Below are 15,306 nucleotides of genomic sequence, written 5' to 3'. Positions count from 1 at the left end.
TATGCGCATTGTACAGGCCGACTTGAGTCGATTGGACGAAGTTACGCCACTGTTTATCAAATACCGCGAGTTTTATGGGCAACTGCCCAAGCCCGAGGCATCCAGACGTTTTCTGGAAGACCGTCTGACCCATGAGCAAGCGATCATTCTGGTCGCCGAAGACGAAGACAGCGGAAAAGTACTGGGCTTCTGCCAGTTTATCCCTAGCTTTTCCGCCTTGACCCTGTCCCCGAGCTGGGTACTCAAGGGCATCTATGTGATCGAGGAAGCCCGCCGTCAACTGGTCGCCGACAAGCTGATCAACCAGGCCAAGGTCATGGCCAGGGCCCAGGGCATTCAACGCATGATCGTGATGACCGGGGAAAACAACACCACGGCCCACAGCCTGTACCGCTCGCTGGGCTTTTCCGACGATGCCGAGTTTCATTATTTTGCACTGAAGCTTTGAATACCTGCCGAGCATGACGGGTTGACCCAAAACCGACTCAAGGCCTGAGCCAGCCCGGTATTTCGCCTGCGGCAGCCTTAAAAAGGCTGCCCACGTCACTACGACCATCGTTTTAGCGGTTTTACTTGGTATCACAGCCCCAAGCGCCTATAATCCCGCCCGTTCATTTCCACATGCCCGAATCAGGTAACCCATGAGCTACGACCAGATCCCCGCAGGCAAAGACGTTCCTAACGACATTTATGTTGCTATCGAAATTCCGGCCAATCATGCGCCCATCAAGTACGAAATCGACAAGGACAGCAACACGCTCTTTGTCGACCGCTTTATGGCTACGCCGATGTTTTATCCTGCCAACTACGGGTTCATTCCAAACACCCTGGCTGATGATGGCGACCCGCTGGATGTTCTGGTAGTCACCCCCCACCCCGTCTCACCCGGTGCCGTCATTCGCTGCCGTCCGGTTGGCGTCCTGCATATGACCGACGACGGTGGTGGAGATGCGAAGTTGATCGCCGTCCCACATGACAAGCTGAGCGCGCTGTATCGCGACATCAAGGAATACACCGATTTGCCCGAGTTGCTCATGCAACAGATCCAGCATTTCTTTGAAAACTACAAAGACCTGGAACCTGGCAAATGGGTCAAAATCGACCGCTGGGGCAACGCTGATGAAGCCCGCGCGGAAATTGTTAAGGCAGTAAACGCTTACCAAAAATAAGTGTTTTGCCCCCGTAAAAGCCGGCCACAAGCCGGTTTTTTTTATGCCTAAAAAAAACCTATCCAACCCAAAACCCATGCTGGTAGCCTAGAGAAATAAAGGGATACAGCTATTCACCCACCCAACCGCGTTCAAAGTGATGCAACCCCATTCGATGAAAAAGTGGGGGGACAAGTGGGGGGACAAAAGAGAATGGCAACGCTTCAGAGGGCACGATGGGCAAGCTGAATCCGAAACAGGTCGAGAACCTGACAGAACCCGGCACCTACGAAGATGGCGACGGACTTCGATTGGTCGTCAAACCCACCGGGCGTAAGTCGTGGTTACTACGATTCCAACTCGCGGGTCGTCGGCGGGAAATGGGCCTAGGTTCATACCCAGAGATCAGCCTCAAGAACGCGCGTCTCGAAGCGAGCGCAAAGCGCCGCATCCTAGTAGATGGCGTGGACCCACTTGCTGCACGGGACCAGGAGCGCGCAGCTCAGCGCGAGGCTCAAAGAGCCCAGGAAGCCAAACAACTCAAGTTTAGGACACTGGCCACAGAGTACTGGGTAGCGCACGGCGGGGCTTGGTCTGATCAGTGGCGCAGAGGCTGGATACGCAAGCTAGAGCTGTACGCATTTCCACATATTGGCAACCTTTCTGCTGAGCAGATAGACACTGGGCATGTCCTCAAACTTCTTCAGCCTATATGGGCGACAAAAACACGTACCGCGGACGAGGTGCGCGGGCAAATTGAGCAGATCTTGGATGCAGCCAAAGCACGCGGTCTTCGCGAAGGAGAGAACCCTGCCCGATGGCGCGGCCATCTGGATAACTTGCTCAGCCGAGCGGAAAAGAAAAAAGCAAGAAAGCGCGAGCACTTCCCCGCAATGCCCTGGCAAGACGTGCCGAAGCTAATGCATCAACTGAAAGCGAATACGACTGCACCATCTCTTGCCGCACAACTGCTAATCATGACTGCCGCACGCGCGCACATGGTGAGGTTCGCACGCTGGGATGAATTCGATCTTGAGACTCGTACGTGGTCACTTCCCGGCGAGCGCATGAAAACACGTATCGCCTTCACAATTCCGCTTGCTGACGAAGTAATAGACTGTGTTCGAGCTATCCCACGAATTGGAGACAGTCCATTTTTGTTCCCCGGCCAAGGAAAAAGCGGTGTAATGCATGCAAATGCAGTCCGCAACCTGCTACACGAGATGGATTATAAATCTATTACCCGACACGGCTTTCGCTCATCATTCCGTGACTGGGCAGGTGAATGCACGCACTACCCAAGAGAAGTTTGTGAAATGGCATTGGCGCACGATGAGCGGGATCAGACTGAAGGGGCTTACTCTAGGACTGATTTCTTAGCCAAACGTAGAGAACTGATGAATAACTGGGCCAGTTACTTGACATCTACGAAGAGCGACACAGAACTATAAACCAAAAACACACCTCCAATCACAGCATAAACTGCACACAACCATGAGAGTATATTAATGGATATTAAAGACATCCCAGAAGACCTCTTATGCCATATGGACAACTGGCTTCATGGCTCGCTCGAAGATACACTGAACTATATGGACGGCTGGATAAATTACTCCATGGAAGTAGTTTACACAAAAAACAAATGGGCAGCAATTATAGACGACATTAAAAATAAGATCAGAACAGGAAAATTTACAACTGAGCACATTAGCGAATACCAAGACCTCATAGACGACTCCGGCGAAAGAGACAACCGATATTTACACCCAATTTACCTATCCGGTTACATAGTCGCGAGAGCTCGCGCAAAGCAACACTACAGTGAAAAGGATTATGAGAAAACCATGTCCGCACTCTGCTGCTTATCATTTTACGCAGGTGCGCTGTACGAAAGCTCCCAGCTAAACCGAGCAGGAGTCCCAACCTATATCCTTGACCCGAAGAGATCGAAAATATCAAGCATTGCTAATGATGCGACGCACGCAGGAACAAACATAGTAAAAAAAATGGTGGCTGACTTACTTCTTGAAGAGCGTCCGAATGATGGCTGGCCCTCTATGAAAGTAGCGGCAATTCATGTAGCGGAAATATTGACAAAGCAACTCTACATACCGAAAAACCCTCTACCACCTATTGACAGTAAAGAAGAACCTTACACCCCAAGACCAGACCTCAACTTCAAGCTAAACTTAAAAGCCTCATCACTACACGAGAGAATTCTCAAATGGATGAGTGCTGGTAAGGAAGGCGTCGATGAAATAAACAAAGCCATAAAATCATCATTAAAGAAAGCAAAATCATCCAGAAAGACCAATCAAATATAACTCACAACTGTATTAGGAATAATATAAACTGAAGAAATATACAAAACCAACAGGCATAACTTCCTCATGACATCAACGCCCTTCTCGGCCTACCCATTTTCCTACCGGGCTCTGGCAGGGCGGACTTACCGAACGTGCGCTCCTTATCAAGCAGATTAGGCCTAATAAGTAGATCTTTCTTTACAAGATATTCCCCCGCCCACTTTACGTTATCTACCGCTGCGGTGTCATTCCAAGCCACCATACCTATACCCTTCCGCCTATACCTATACTTCTTACGATTACAATTAAAGTAAACCCCATCCCCAGCCGTCACCTTACCTTTCCAAATCTCTCCTAGCTCTTCACAAAGATTAATATCCTCCTGATGCTTTGCACCATCTAAAAAAATCATGACATGGTAGTGATACTGCTTACTTGGACCAAACTCCAACTTCCAAATGTAGCCACACAACGTATCTTTCAACCTGCCTCGATTTAACAGCCTTAAAAACACACTAAAATCTTTCTTCACTCGCCCCAAGCTCATCACCCAGCTTTGGCTTTGCAGGTAAGACAATGAATAACCAATATCTAGGCGCAAAACCAAAAGCCTGGAGTACCGTTCAAAAAGCGAGTCTACAAACCCATCTAAGCTCTTAGAGTTTTTGTTTACCGCTCGCTCGCAGTTCCTTACATGCCTCTTGAACTCCTCAACCGACGCCTCTTGTAAAATCGCGCTAACTGCACGCTTAACAACATCTACCTGCCCTGAAAGGCTATTGATATCACTATAAAAATCTACCGCCTCCTCGCTTTCGCTCAACTGCCTTTTGACTTTATCAAAAACACGAAGATAGGGATTTAACCTCCCCCCCTTATAAACCTCAAGCAAACCTTCAACATCAATTCTTAACCCCAGTAAAAGCTCCCTACCAATCTTGGTCAAACGCTCACCTTGAGCACCTTCACCATTCTTGTAAAAGGATTCCCCACAAACCACTGCTAGCGAAAGCCTTACAACCTCTGACATATCCTGAACACGATCAACCTCAGGTAGTATGACTACAAAATCCTCCTCCCCATCACTTGACAAATAGCACTGATCCAGAACTAAAGACTCATTAAACTCTTCATCTATCAACATATAAATACCCCAATCAAATTACATCACTACAGCAGCTATACTCACCTCACACTGAAGTCAGCTATCACACACTCACAATCAACAATGATATATATAACAAAAGTCAAGCACCCCTAAAGACCTAGCAACCCTTAATAAATTTCTATGTACCGCAAGACGCTCCCATAAAAAATATATTTACTCAAACGTAAAGTTATGGCACATTTACGCAGTTCTTGAGCGCTCTATCTGCTGCTCAATCCAGACTTCAACTTCCTCTTCCAACCATGCAACACTATTTTTCCCAATTTTGATTTTCTTAGGGAATGTTTCATCGTATCGCGGGGACGCTGGATTAAGACGGTCTTCGATAGCTCCTTTCTTTAACCCAACCCTCTCGACAAGTGTTGGGAACCGTATTAGCCTTTTAGGCCTATTCTCTCTGTTGTGCATATCAAGCCCTCACAAGGCAATCACTTGGCTTTCAGTCTACGCACAACCATGCCGAGTGTTAGGCGGCTGCATAGCAGCCGCTGATGATTTACTTCCAAAGACCAAGTGACCGTTGCCATCATTTCATCGCCACCGACACCCTCGGACTGCACCTCGCAGCCTCACCAGTTTGCTCAAAGTCAACAGATACGGGCCTTGGCACTGGGTTGGAACTAACTTGCACAGCGCGGGAACTAACTTTTCGAGCCCCAACGCCATCACGTCCAGCGCGGGCTATGCACGAAAGTCGATTCAAGTTGTTTTGGGCAACACATAACAGTAATGACATCACCACCAAGAAGGCTCATCCCATGTCATTGCACTGCCCTCGCTGTCACTCACCCAAAGTCGCTTCTTTCCATCACGCCATGAAAGTCGGCGCAGCCATCGGCACCTTGGGTGGTGCTGCGCGGGGCGTCAGCGCTGCCCTGGCTGGCGGCCAAGCGGGTGCACTGATTGGCGCTTTCGCCGGCCCTGTAGGTATAACGCTTGGCTCTGTGTCAGGTGCCATCCTCGGCGGCTTGGCCGGAGGGGTTGGTGGTTGTGCGCTCGGCGCGCAGTTGGGCGAGTCGCTCGACCGTCACGTATTGGCCCACAACCTCTGCCTGCTCTGCGGTCACCGCTTCAACCTACCGGCCTAACCTGGCCGTACCGCCTCGTTTTATCCATATCGTCCGGCCGGTGCTGCGCTGTGCGCGGCGCTTTATGCCGGCCTGCTCCCAAAGGAATCTCAACCATGGCTCATCTCGTCGAAACAATGGCCTACGCCGGCGCTGCCCCGTGGCATGGCCTGGGCAACCAACTCACTCAGAATCAACCCATTGAAGTCTGGCAACGCGAAGCCGGTATGGATTGGCAGATCCAGGAAAGCCCCGTGCATTTCAAATCTGGCGCTGTCGGCCACCTGGGCGCTATCCACTCGTACCCCGAGCAGAAGGTGCTGTTCCGTTCGGACACCAAGGCCCCGCTGTCGGTGGTCTCCCAGCGCTACCACACCGTGCAGCCTCGGGAAGTGCTGGAGTTTTACCGGGACCTCACCGAGGTCTCTGGCTACGAGCTGGAAACGGCCGGCGTGCTCAAGGGTGGTCGCAAGTTCTGGGCGCTGGCGCGTACCGGTCAGGGCGCAGCGATAAAGGGTAACGATCAGGTCAACGGCTACCTGTTGCTGGCCACCTCCTGCGACGGCACGCTGGCCACCACGGCAACCCCGACCACCGTACGCGTGGTCTGCAACAACACCCTGACCATCGCCCTAGACGGCACCAGCCGGGCGATCAAGGTGCCGCACAACACCCGCTTCGATCCGAAGGCGGTGAAGAAGCAACTCGGCATCGCCGTCTCGCAATGGGACGACTTCATGTACCGCATGCGCGCGCTGGCCGAGCGCAAGGTGCAATGGCACGAGGCACTGGGCTTCTTCATGAACGTGCTGTGCGAGACCAATCCGACCGGAGCTCTGCCGGAGGTACTGCCCAATGAACGCGCTCTGCGCAAGGTCCAGGAGCTGTACGAAGGACGTGGTCGGGGCAGCCAGCTCGACTCGGCACGCGGTACCGCCTGGGGCCTGCTCAACTCAGTGACCGAGTACGTCGATCACGAGCGCCGCGCTCGCAGCAACGAGTACCGCATGGACTCGGCCTGGTTCGGCCAGGGCGCGCAGATCAAGCAACGTGCCCTGGACACCGCTCTGCAACTGGTCGCCTGACCGCTTACCTCTTCCACCCCATAACGCCCGATCAGCCTCGTCGCTGATCGGGCGTTTCTATTTCCGCAAGGTGAACGCTATGAAAGCTACTCCGTTGAGCAGCACCAGCAAGGCTCGCCCGGCGCTGCGCCTGATCAGTACCAAGGAATTGCCCCGCGAAGACTGGCTGGCCGTGCGCAAGCAGGGCATCGGCAGCTCGGATGCCGCCGCCGCGGTGGGTCTGAATCCCTATAAATCGCAGCTGGAGCTGTGGCTGGAGAAGACCGGCCGAGATACCACGCTGCCGAAGGCCGATCCCCACGATGAGGAAAGCCCGATGTACTGGGGCAACGTCCTGGAGCCCATCGTGGCCTGGCATTACAGCAAGCGCACGAAGAACAAGGTGCGGCGCATCAACGCCGTGCTGCAACACCCTGATCCAGAGTTGCCCTGGATGCTCGCCAATATCGACCGCGAGGTGATCGGTGCTGACGATGTGCAGATTCTTGAATGTAAGACAGCCGGCATAAATGGCGCACGCCTCTGGAAAGAAGGTGTGCCGGAGTATGTGCAACTGCAGGTGATGCACCAGCTCGCCGTCACCGGCAAGCAGGTGGCAGATGTGGCGGTACTGCTGGGTGGCCAGACGCTAGAGATTCATCGCATCGAGCGTGACGAGCAGATGATCGCCCGCCTGATCGAGCTGGAGCGTAAGTTCTGGCAGTACGTGGAGACCGATACGCCACCGCCTGCCGATGGCTCAGCGTCTGCTGAAATGGCGCTGCGCGCCCTTTACCCGGAAGACAACGGCCAGACCGTCGACTTCAGTGGCCGCGCTGGTTTGGCAGCGGCCTATCTGGAGCTCAAGGCTGTGCGCCAATCCATCAGCGAGAAGGAAACGCGTGAGGCCCAGCTCAAGCAGATGCTGCAGCAGGCCATGGGTGATGCCACCCGCGCGGAGTTCAGCCACGGCTTTATCAGTTGGAAGAAGTCCAAGGACAGCAACGTACTTGATGTCGAACGCATGCTGAAGGACAAGCCCTACCTGCAGGTTCGCTACACCAAGCTCAAGGAAGGCAGCCGACGCTTCCTGATCGGCTGATGCCCACCCGATCAACCATTCCCTCCCTTGGCCAGCCCATGCAGTTAGCGCTGCGTGGCTGGCCTTTTTTCATTTTCAGGAGAGCCATCATGCTCAAAGGTTTGGCTATAACCCCGCCGGTACTCGGACGCATCTCCATCGGCAAGGTCGTCGAGAAGAACGGCAAGCGCCTGCCGGAGAAGGATGACCAGTTCACCATCACCTCCCAGGTGCAAGGCAAGGACGGCTGGCTTTTGCACCCGCTCAATGACGAGCTGCGCCAGGGCAAGGACGACAAGCTGCGCAGCATCCCGGTGCGTCTGCTGTTCAACGCGCCGGAGCTGAATTTCCGCGCCGACTACACCCTGTTCGACCGGCAGTCCGGACGCCCGCTTTGCGTGGGCAATGGCGAGACTTGCAAGCGCATCACCCAGGACGGCATGCAGTCGCTGCCCTGCCCTTCGCCGGATGCCTGCCCACTGGCCAAAGGCAATGCCTGCAAGCCTTACGGCCGACTGAACGTGGTCATTGGCGATGACGATCCATTGGGCAGCTTCGTGTTCCGTACCACCGGCTTCAACAGCATCCGCACCCTCGCCGCTCGACTGCATTACTTCCAGGCCATCTCCGGCAACCGCCTGGCGTGCCTGCCGCTGGAGCTGCGCCTACGCGGAAAGTCCACCCGGCAAAGCCATGGCACACCGATCTTCTACGTCGACCTGACGGTACGCGGCGGTATGGAGATGACGGAGGCTCTGCAGGCCGCCAGTGGGCTCGATGCACAGCGGCAAGCAGCAGGCTTCGATCAGGCCGCCTTGGATGAAGCGGCGCAGCGTGGCTTCGGCAATGGCGCCTTCGAGGACAGCGAGGAAGACGCTGGCGCCGTCGCCGAGGAGTTCTACCCCGCCGAGGAAAGCCAATCTCCAGCCCCCAACACCTCCCAGCGCTCTGCGAAAGCCAGCCTGGCCGAGAAGCTGGACGCGCAAGCCCAGCGCCACACCCCACCGACCGATCACCATCAAGGAGCCCTGCATGCGCCTGCACAAGCTGAAGGCCAGTGAATCGACCGGCACCTACCTGGTCGAGTCGCCGGTCACCGAAACCGACATCCTGCTGATGGCCCGGCAGTTGGCGAATCTGCGTCTGCGCCGAGGGCGAGCACTTACCTCACCGAACGAAGTATTCAGCCACCTGCAGGCGCTGCTGGGCGATTACGAGCATGAGGTATTCGCCCTGCTTCTGCTCGACAGCCGGCACCGGGTGATCGTCTTTCACGAACTGTTCCGGGGCACCCTGGACAGCGCCAGCGTCTATCACCGCACTGGACGAAGCGCAGATTGAAAGCTTCGTGAGAAGCAGAACCTCCTTCGAGGTCAATGGCCTCAGGGGTAATTTCACAGCAGGCATCAAACTGGTCGAAACCAATATTGAAATCCTTGGGATGAAATGCCCGTCAAGAGCGACTTGAAAAGCGCATTCGCTCAAGGTGGGACAATTGGCGCGATTGCCAGCCTGGCTTCGGTCCCTTTCACCCTTTCAGTCGTCACGCTAGGGAAACTCTGAAAAAGACTTTCTGATTTGGCAAAATACCGCGACCCCACCCACCGAGTTTCCCGATGAAGCAGATGACCTTCGCCGACGCCGAGTACGCTGGCAAGCGCAAGCAAACCCGCAAGGAGTTGTTCCTGATCGAGATGGACCGGGTGGTGCCGTGGAAGGGCTTGATTGCTTTGATCGAGCCACATTATCCGAAGGGTGAAGGTGGCCGTCCGGCCTACCCGTTGATGGCGATGCTGCGTGTGCATCTGCTGCAGAACTGGTTCGGCTACAGCGATCCAGCGATGGAGGAAGCGCTGTACGAAACCACGATCCTGCGCCAGTTTGCCGGGCTGAACCTGGAGCGCATCCCCGACGAAACCACCATTCTCAACTTCCGCCGCTTGCTGGAGAAACACGAGCTGGCGGCCGGCATCCTCGCTGTCATCAATGGCTATCTGGGCGACCGCGGCCTGTCGCTGCGCCAGGGCACCATCGTCGATGCAACGCTGATCAATGCGCCCAGTTCGACCAAGAACAAGGACGGCAAGCGCGACCCGGAAATGCACCAGACCAAGAAGGGAAACCAGTATTATTTTGGCATGAAGGCCCACATCGGCGCCGATGACGAATCGGGTCTGGTGCACAGCGTAGTGGGCACGGCGGCCAATGTGGCGGATGTCACCCAGGTGGACAAATTGCTGCATGGCGACGAAAACGTGGTCTGCGCCGATGCAGGCTACACCGGTGTCGAAAAGCGGCCCGAGCATGAAGGACGTGAAGTTATCTGGCAGGTGGCGGCACGCCGCAGCACCTACAAAAAACTCGATAAGCGCAGCGTGCTGTACAAAGCCAAGCGCAAGATTGAAAAGGCCAAGGCTCAGGTGCGCGCCAAGGTCGAGCATCCGTTCCGGGTAATCAAGCGCCAGTTCGGTTACACCAAGGTGCGCTTTCGCGGCTTGGCCAAAAACACGGCGCAACTGGTGACACTGTTCGCTCTGTCGAACCTGTGGATGGCGCGCCGACATTTACTGGCGAATGCAGGAGAGGTGCGCCTGTAATGTGGAAAATGGCTGCCGCGAGGTGCTCGCGGCGGCTAAAAACACAGAAATAAGCGGGTGATCTGAGCGTTTTTGATCGATTTGCCGCTTTTAAAATCGGCAGGGGCTGAAGTCAGCCAGAAATACACAACTACTTCAGACCATCCCTAACCGCTGCAGCCAGCGCCGGGCACAACCTGCTGACCCGCAACCCGGGCTACGAAATCCTCAAGGACTATGTGAATCAGCGGATACGCGTGATCTACAAGAAATGATTTTTCATCCCACTTCCGACAAAAAAAAACCAATGGATCAGTTCAGACCGAGGGCCGGCAGATGCACAGCAACCCGGATACAAGACTGCTCCCCATGCGACAGCGCGACTACCTAATGAACTCCGGGAAGCATTATCAGCTTGCTGGAATGCCGGCCAATGGCTATCATGCGGAGCATGCAAAACTTCTTGGTCACACTGAGAGCGATAGGTTCACCTTAGTGGGTGATTTGGGAACTCAGGCGGGCCGACGGAAAAACTCCAACCAAGGCCCGTTGCAATGAACAGCCACGTTATCGCTAGGCCAGAGCAATTTGATCAAGGACGGCTCTATGTCTGCCTATGACCGCAAGCCCGATTTCGCCCCAGTGCCTAATGCCCTCCCCTTGGTCTGGCCGGGCCTCGCGACCGCTGCGCTCGGCGCTGTTTTGCTTCTGACTCTGGCGGGCACCCACCTGCTGTCCATGCTTGCCGCCCTGCTCCTGCTTGCCTGTGGCGCGGGTGCCGCCATCTGGGTCTTGCATCGTCACCGCAACCTACTCGAACAAGCGGGGGCTCAAGCACTTGCCAGCAGCCAGACGCACCACCTGGCCGCCAGCGCCGAGGCGGCCGCCAATGGCTTGCAGGCGGTATGCCTGGAGGCCGTTCCCATCTGGGCCAGGCAGGTGGAAAGTTCCCGCAGCCAGACCGAGCAAGCCATCGTTGCCCTCACCGAGCGCTTCTCCGGCATCTACAGCAAACTGGAAGAGGCCGTGCAAACCTCGCAGCAGGCCGCTGGTGATTTGGCCGGTGGGGGGCAAGACAGTGCCTTGCTCGTATTGAACCAAAGCGAGAGTGACCTCACCCGGGTGATTGACTCCCTCAGGGCCGCACAAGTCAGCCGCGACGAGATGCTTGAACAGGTACGCGGCCTGACCGGCTACACCGACGAACTGCTGAGCATGGCCAAGGAGGTTGCGGCGATTGCAGCGCAAACCAACCTGCTGGCACTCAATGCTGCGATCGAAGCTGCCCGTGCCGGTGAGGCCGGACGCGGTTTCGCTGTGGTGGCCGATGCCGTGCGCAGTCTTTCGAGCCTGTCCAGTGAAGCCGGGCAGAAGATGTCCGCCACGGTGGATATCATCAACTCCGCCATCACCCGCCTGGTTGAGGTGGCGAGCAACACGGCGGCGAACGACAGCCACTCGCTAGCCACCTCCGAAGCCAGCATCCAGCATGTGCTGGATCGTTTCCATGGCATTACCCAGCGCCTGTCGGGCTCCACCGAGCTTCTGCGCCAGGAAAGCCTCGGTATCCGCGACGAAATCAGCGAGGTGCTGGTCGCCCTGCAGTTCCAGGACCGGGTTAGTCAGATCCTCGCCCATGTGCGTGGCAACATGGAAGCGCTGCACCGCCACTTACAGCAATGCCAGCAAAGTCCGGATCAGTCGGCTCAGATCGACGCCCAGGCCTGGCTAGCGGAAATGGAACTGACTTACGCCACCTATGAGCAACGCCAGATCCACCATGGCGCTAATTCCAGCTCAGCGAGAGAACAGGAAATCACCTTCTTCTAGTCGGCACGCCAGATCGTTCATTGTTCTGCAATGGTCAGTCGTGCGCCTCGAATAAGGCTTTTAAAACATGTGCTTAGATTTTTTAGGGGAGAGCAGCATGGCTAAAACGGTAATGGTCGTCGACGACTCCAGCAGCGTGCGTCAAGTGGTCAGCATCGCCCTGAAAGGTGCCGGCTACGAGGTGATCGAGGCCAGCGATGGCAAAGATGCCCTGGCCAAACTGACCGGGCAGAAGATCCACCTGATGATCAGTGACGTGAACATGCCCAACATGGACGGCATCACCCTCGTCAAAGAGGTGAAGAAGCTGGCTAATTACAAATTCACGCCGATCATCATGCTAACCACTGAATCCCAGGAGGCGAAAAAGCAGGAAGGCCAGGCTGCCGGGGCCAAGGCCTGGGTGGTCAAACCCTTTCAGCCTGCGCAAATGCTGGCCGCCGTGTCCAAACTGATCCTGCCTTGATCCGCAGACCTCGGAGCCAACCATGACTATCCGCGCCGAAATGAAAAATGGCCTGTGCCTGCTGCATATCGAAGGCGAGATGAGCATCTACACCGCCGTCGAGCTGAAGTCACAGCTGCTGCCCCATCTGGCCCAACCGGGTGAGCTAGAAATCGACCTGTCCCAGGTCAGCGAACTGGACAGCGCCGGGCTGCAACTGCTGATCCTGGCCAAGCGCGAAACGGAGCGCGTCGGCACCACCCTGCGCCTGGCCTGGCACAGCCGGGCCGTGCTCGAAGTTTTTGATCTGTGCAACCTCGCCGCCTTTTTCGGCGACCCCCTGGTGATCTCACACTCGGCCAACAGCTGACCTCACTGCACAAGGAATTCAGCATGAGCATCAATCTCAATCAGGCCCTGCAAACCTTTATCGCCGAAGCCCGCGAGCTGCTGCAGGATATGGAAGAGTCGCTGCTGCGACTGGAAAGCGACCCGAGCGACGCCGATACGCTGGGTGCCATATTTCGCGCCGCTCACACCATCAAGGGCTCGGCCGGCTTGTTTGGCCTGGAGCCCATAGTCGGCTTCACCCATATAGTCGAAGACGTACTGGATCGCGTGCGTGACGGTGCGATTGTCATCACCGGCGAGCTGGTCGCCCTGCTGCTGCGGTGCGGCGACCATATGCAGGAACTGGTCGAGGTGGTCGCAGGCCAGGGCGGCCAACTGGATAGCGCCGCGCTGGCCCGGGAGGCTGGTCTGCGCCAACACCTGCACATTTATCAGGGTGACCCTGCACAAGCCCCCGCCACACCCGTTGCACCGCTCGATAATGATGCGCTAACCCGGATCGGTGGCGATGCGGACGTGGCTTCCGAGCTCTGGCATATCTCCCTGCGCTTCGGCCGCGAAGTACTGCGCAATGGCATGGACCCCCTGTCCTTCCTGCGCTACCTGGGCAGCCAGGGCGAAATCGTGCGCATCGCCACCCTGGCCGATGCCATGCCGGCGGCCGAGGCCATGGACGCCGAAGCCTGTTACCTCGGCTTCGAGATCGACTACCGGAGCAGTGCGGACAAGGCGGCCATCGCCGAAGCATTCGAGTTTGTGCGCGACGACTGCCTGATCCATATCCTGCCGCCGCACAGCAAGATCGCCGAATACATCGAGCTGATCGAGAACTTGCCGGAAAGCGCCAGTCGCCTCGGCGATCTGCTGGTGGCGAGTGGTGCGCTGACGCCGCAGGAGCTGGAAAAAGGCCTGCGCGAGCAGCGCGGCAATAGTGCCCAGAACACCTCGCCCCTGGGCGAGATCCTGATCGGGCAACGCGCGGTGGAGCCGGCTCTGGTTCAGGCCGCCCTGGACAAACAAGGTCAGATCCAGGAACACAAGAACAAAGAGAGCCGCTACGTCCGCGTGCATGCGGACAAGCTGGACGAGCTGATCAATCTGGTCGGCGAGTTGGTGATCGCCGGTGCCGGTGCCAGCCTGCTGGCGCGGAGCTGCCAGAACGATGCCCTGCAGGAGGCCACCTCGATCGTCTCCGGGCTGGTAGAGGAAATCCGCGACGGTGCCCTGCGCCTGCGCATGGTACCCATCGGCGACACGTTTAACCGTTTCCAGCGGGTGGTGCGCGATGTCAGCCATGAGCTGGGCAAGGATATCGACCTGCATATCAGTGGTGCCGACACCGAGTTGGACAAGACTGTGGTAGAGAAGATCGGCGACCCGCTGATGCACCTGCTGCGCAACGCCATGGATCACGGTATCGAAGCCCCCGAGGCGCGTCATGCAGCAGGCAAACAGGGTAAAGGTAATTTGCATCTGAATGCCTACCACGACTCCGGCAGCATCGTTATCGAGATCGCCGACGACGGCGCCGGCCTCGACCGTGAGCGCATCCTGCACAAGGCCAGGGAGCGCGGCCTGCTCGCCGACAGCGCCACGCCAAGCGATCAGGAGATCTACAACCTGATCTTCGAACCGGGGTTTTCCACGGCTGCCGCAGTCACCAATCTCTCCGGGCGCGGTGTAGGAATGGACGTGGTCAAGCGCAACATCGCCGCCCTGCGCGGCAGCGTCGACCTCGACAGCCAGGCTGGCCGCGGTACCACGGTGCGCATCCGCCTGCCGCTGACCCTGGCGATCATCGACGGCTTCCTGGTCGGGGTCGGCCAAGCCAGCTACGTGGTGCCGCTGGATATGGTGCAGGAGTGCCTTGAGCTGTCCGCAGAGGACCGCCGCGCTACCCGTGAACGCAGCTACCTCAACCTGCGTGGCGAGGTGCTGCCGCTGGTGTTCCTGCGCGAACAGTTCAACGCCGGCGACAGCGCCGGCCGCCGGGAGAATGTAGTTGTGGTGCACTGTGGCGAACACAAGGCCGGCCTGGTGGTGGACGAGCTGCAGGGTGAATTCCAGACCGTAATCAAACCGCTGGGCAAGCTGTTCAGCGCACTGCGTGGCATCAGCGGCTCGACCATTCTCGGCAATGGTGCGGTGGCCCTGATTCTCGATGTTCCATCGCTGGTACAGCAGATCGTCCAACACGAAAACCAACAGGCGTCACAACAACCCAGAACACCCGTGCTTGCTCGCTAAGTCCGCTATCGAATTATCCAAGG

15 protein-coding genes and 1 pseudogene are annotated in these 15,306 nt (G+C 56.7%); 14 read left to right on the top strand and 2 right to left on the bottom strand.

Features of this window, described 5'->3' with window-relative positions; genetic code table 11:
• Window position 1 precedes the first annotated feature (1 nt).
• The 4 genes from AC27HQ_RS04190 (at window position 2) to AC27HQ_RS04175 (ending at window position 3,472) form a co-directional block, all read left to right on the top strand.
• Window positions 2-448 (top strand): GNAT family N-acetyltransferase, encoded by a 447-nt coding sequence (locus AC27HQ_RS04190; protein WP_487154740.1) that lies wholly within the window; start codon window positions 2-4, stop codon window positions 446-448.
• Between the two features lie 193 nt (window positions 449-641).
• Window positions 642-1,169, top strand: coding sequence for an inorganic diphosphatase (ppa, locus tag AC27HQ_RS04185; RefSeq protein WP_487154738.1), 528 nt, complete (start codon window positions 642-644; stop codon window positions 1,167-1,169).
• 215 nt (window positions 1,170-1,384) lie between these two features.
• Entirely contained in the window at window positions 1,385-2,599 is a 1,215-nt protein-coding gene (locus AC27HQ_RS04180; RefSeq protein ID WP_487154737.1) for a tyrosine-type recombinase/integrase, read from the top strand.
• Between the two features lie 57 nt (window positions 2,600-2,656).
• Entirely contained in the window at window positions 2,657-3,472 is an 816-nt protein-coding gene (locus AC27HQ_RS04175) for a hypothetical protein (protein WP_487154735.1), read from the top strand.
• Between the two features lie 64 nt (window positions 3,473-3,536).
• On the opposite strand, the gene AC27HQ_RS04170 is transcribed toward AC27HQ_RS04175, so the two are convergent.
• Together AC27HQ_RS04170 and AC27HQ_RS04165 are read right to left on the bottom strand one after the other, a co-directional pair.
• Window positions 3,537-4,598 (bottom strand): YagK/YfjJ domain-containing protein, encoded by a 1,062-nt coding sequence (locus AC27HQ_RS04170; protein WP_487154733.1) that lies wholly within the window; start codon window positions 4,596-4,598, stop codon window positions 3,537-3,539.
• 204 nt (window positions 4,599-4,802) lie between these two features.
• Entirely contained in the window at window positions 4,803-5,030 is a 228-nt protein-coding gene (locus AC27HQ_RS04165; protein WP_200599752.1) for a helix-turn-helix transcriptional regulator, read from the bottom strand.
• A 350-nt stretch (window positions 5,031-5,380) separates the two neighbouring features.
• On the opposite strand from AC27HQ_RS04165, the gene AC27HQ_RS04160 reads away from it, so the two are divergent.
• From AC27HQ_RS04160 to AC27HQ_RS04115, 10 genes and pseudogenes are all read left to right on the top strand, one after another.
• Window positions 5,381-5,710 (top strand): hypothetical protein, encoded by a 330-nt coding sequence (locus tag AC27HQ_RS04160; protein WP_487154731.1) that lies wholly within the window; start codon window positions 5,381-5,383, stop codon window positions 5,708-5,710.
• Between the two features lie 95 nt (window positions 5,711-5,805).
• Window positions 5,806-6,774: a DUF932 domain-containing protein gene (locus AC27HQ_RS04155; RefSeq protein ID WP_487154730.1), complete on the top strand. Its 969-nt coding sequence runs from the start codon at window positions 5,806-5,808 to the stop codon at window positions 6,772-6,774.
• A gap of 79 nt (window positions 6,775-6,853) precedes the next feature.
• On the top strand, window positions 6,854-7,855 hold the full coding sequence (locus AC27HQ_RS04150) for a YqaJ viral recombinase family nuclease (protein ID WP_487154728.1): 1,002 nt from the start codon (window positions 6,854-6,856) through the stop codon (window positions 7,853-7,855).
• Window positions 7,856-7,944: 89 nt separating this feature from the next.
• A complete protein-coding gene (locus AC27HQ_RS04145) occupies window positions 7,945-8,895 on the top strand; it encodes a recombination directionality factor (protein WP_487154727.1) in 951 nt (316 codons plus the stop codon).
• Window positions 8,867-9,154 (top strand): annotated as a pseudogene (locus AC27HQ_RS04140) (JAB domain-containing protein); the annotation flags it as partial. The gene AC27HQ_RS04145 and the pseudogene AC27HQ_RS04140, both read left to right, overlap by 29 nt.
• 296 nt (window positions 9,155-9,450) lie before the next feature.
• Window positions 9,451-10,431 carry an IS5-like element IS1384 family transposase gene (locus AC27HQ_RS04135; RefSeq protein ID WP_012637023.1) on the top strand — a complete coding sequence of 327 codons (981 nt, stop codon included), beginning with the start codon at window positions 9,451-9,453 and terminating at the stop codon, window positions 10,429-10,431.
• A 585-nt stretch (window positions 10,432-11,016) separates the two neighbouring features.
• The gene (locus AC27HQ_RS04130) at window positions 11,017-12,240 is read left to right on the top strand and encodes a methyl-accepting chemotaxis protein (protein WP_487154725.1); all 1,224 of its coding nucleotides are present in this window, start codon (window positions 11,017-11,019) and stop codon (window positions 12,238-12,240) included.
• A 97-nt stretch (window positions 12,241-12,337) separates the two neighbouring features.
• Window positions 12,338-12,706, top strand: a complete 369-nt coding sequence (locus tag AC27HQ_RS04125) for a response regulator (protein ID WP_487154724.1) — start codon at window positions 12,338-12,340, stop codon at window positions 12,704-12,706.
• A 22-nt stretch (window positions 12,707-12,728) separates the two neighbouring features.
• Window positions 12,729-13,055, top strand: coding sequence for an STAS domain-containing protein (locus AC27HQ_RS04120; protein ID WP_487154722.1), 327 nt, complete (start codon window positions 12,729-12,731; stop codon window positions 13,053-13,055).
• A 23-nt stretch (window positions 13,056-13,078) separates the two neighbouring features.
• Window positions 13,079-15,283 (top strand): chemotaxis protein CheA, encoded by a 2,205-nt coding sequence (locus AC27HQ_RS04115; protein WP_487154720.1) that lies wholly within the window; start codon window positions 13,079-13,081, stop codon window positions 15,281-15,283.
• Window positions 15,284-15,306 lie beyond the last annotated feature (23 nt).

The organism is Halopseudomonas sp. 4NH20-0008, from assembly GCF_057548395.1.
The sequence above is the reverse complement of the archived record's forward strand: the minus strand, read 5'-3'. Positions and strand labels throughout refer to the sequence as shown.

Excerpts from the sequence above, each read along its gene's own strand:
- AC27HQ_RS04190 (WP_487154740.1), top strand. The coding sequence starts at position 2 with ATGCGCATTGTACAGGCCGACTTGAGTCGATTGGACGAAGTTACGCCA.
- ppa (WP_487154738.1), top strand. The coding sequence starts at position 642 with ATGAGCTACGACCAGATCCCCGCAGGCAAAGACGTTCCTAACGACATT.
- AC27HQ_RS04180 (WP_487154737.1), top strand. The coding sequence starts at position 1,385 with ATGGGCAAGCTGAATCCGAAACAGGTCGAGAACCTGACAGAACCCGGC.
- AC27HQ_RS04175 (WP_487154735.1), top strand. The coding sequence starts at position 2,657 with ATGGATATTAAAGACATCCCAGAAGACCTCTTATGCCATATGGACAAC.
- AC27HQ_RS04170 (WP_487154733.1), bottom strand. The coding sequence starts at position 4,598 with ATGTTGATAGATGAAGAGTTTAATGAGTCTTTAGTTCTGGATCAGTGC.
- AC27HQ_RS04165 (WP_200599752.1), bottom strand. The coding sequence starts at position 5,030 with ATGCACAACAGAGAGAATAGGCCTAAAAGGCTAATACGGTTCCCAACA.
- AC27HQ_RS04160 (WP_487154731.1), top strand. The coding sequence starts at position 5,381 with ATGTCATTGCACTGCCCTCGCTGTCACTCACCCAAAGTCGCTTCTTTC.
- AC27HQ_RS04155 (WP_487154730.1), top strand. The coding sequence starts at position 5,806 with ATGGCTCATCTCGTCGAAACAATGGCCTACGCCGGCGCTGCCCCGTGG.
- AC27HQ_RS04150 (WP_487154728.1), top strand. The coding sequence starts at position 6,854 with ATGAAAGCTACTCCGTTGAGCAGCACCAGCAAGGCTCGCCCGGCGCTG.
- AC27HQ_RS04145 (WP_487154727.1), top strand. The coding sequence starts at position 7,945 with ATGCTCAAAGGTTTGGCTATAACCCCGCCGGTACTCGGACGCATCTCC.
- AC27HQ_RS04135 (WP_012637023.1), top strand. The coding sequence starts at position 9,451 with ATGAAGCAGATGACCTTCGCCGACGCCGAGTACGCTGGCAAGCGCAAG.
- AC27HQ_RS04130 (WP_487154725.1), top strand. The coding sequence starts at position 11,017 with ATGTCTGCCTATGACCGCAAGCCCGATTTCGCCCCAGTGCCTAATGCC.
- AC27HQ_RS04125 (WP_487154724.1), top strand. The coding sequence starts at position 12,338 with ATGGCTAAAACGGTAATGGTCGTCGACGACTCCAGCAGCGTGCGTCAA.
- AC27HQ_RS04120 (WP_487154722.1), top strand. The coding sequence starts at position 12,729 with ATGACTATCCGCGCCGAAATGAAAAATGGCCTGTGCCTGCTGCATATC.
- AC27HQ_RS04115 (WP_487154720.1), top strand. The coding sequence starts at position 13,079 with ATGAGCATCAATCTCAATCAGGCCCTGCAAACCTTTATCGCCGAAGCC.